Here is a 797-nt window from a genome sequence, read left to right on the forward strand (position 1 = left end):
CTCGTCCGCTGCCTCTGAGGTAAGTCTACAAGACATTAAGAGCAGGCCCCACCGCAGTTCTTCTTGCAGTTGAACGATCCCCTTGAGCGCTTGTGCTTCACATTGCTCCCAGGGAACCGGAACCTTCGTATAGCCGAGCAATCCGCTACGCCCCAGCATCTCCAACCCACGTAAAGGGTCAGGGCCCGCCAGCATCTTTTCCAGCTCGACCCGCACACGTTCCATGGCTATGTAACGAAGTCCCTCTCTGCGCCGAATCATACCTTTCCAGGTGTTGAATGCAACGCGGAACCGAAATACAGAGGCAAAACGGATGCAACGCAGCATCCGCAACCCGTCCTCCTCAAAGCGTTCCTCGGCTCGGCCTACACAACGAACGAGAGCAGCTCGTAAATCGGCTTCTCCCCCAAACGGGTCCACCCGCTCTCCGTGTTCTGCCATCGCAATCGCATTCATAGTAAAATCCCGTCGCATCAGATCCTCACGGATATCCTTCACGAAGGCAACTTCCGTTGGACGGCGGTGATCGGCATAACCGCTTTCCGTACGAAAAGTGGTCACCTCGAACGCATGACCGCCCTGCATGACCGTAACCGTCCCATGCTGAATCCCTGTCGGAATGACGTGAGGGAATAGCGCTATGACCTGTTCAGGCTCAGCCGAAGTGGTCAAATCCATATCATGAATAGCTCGTCCTAATAGCTCATCCTGCACACAACCACCTGCATCTTGCCGTTACGATTTGGACCTCTTCATGATTTAAGGACCACTCTATTAATTTTTGAGCGGCTTCATAG

General features: G+C 53.8%; 1 pseudogene. It reads right to left on the reverse strand.

Annotated features, from left to right (window positions below):
• Window positions 1–723: pseudogene (locus GRP75_RS30600) on the reverse strand (tRNA nucleotidyltransferase/poly(A) polymerase-related protein); the annotation flags it as partial.
• Between the last annotated feature and the right edge of the window lie 74 nt (window positions 724–797).

This window comes from Paenibacillus sp. OT2-17 (assembly GCF_009827695.1).
GTDB lineage: Bacteria > Bacillota > Bacilli > Paenibacillales > Paenibacillaceae > Paenibacillus > Paenibacillus polymyxa_B.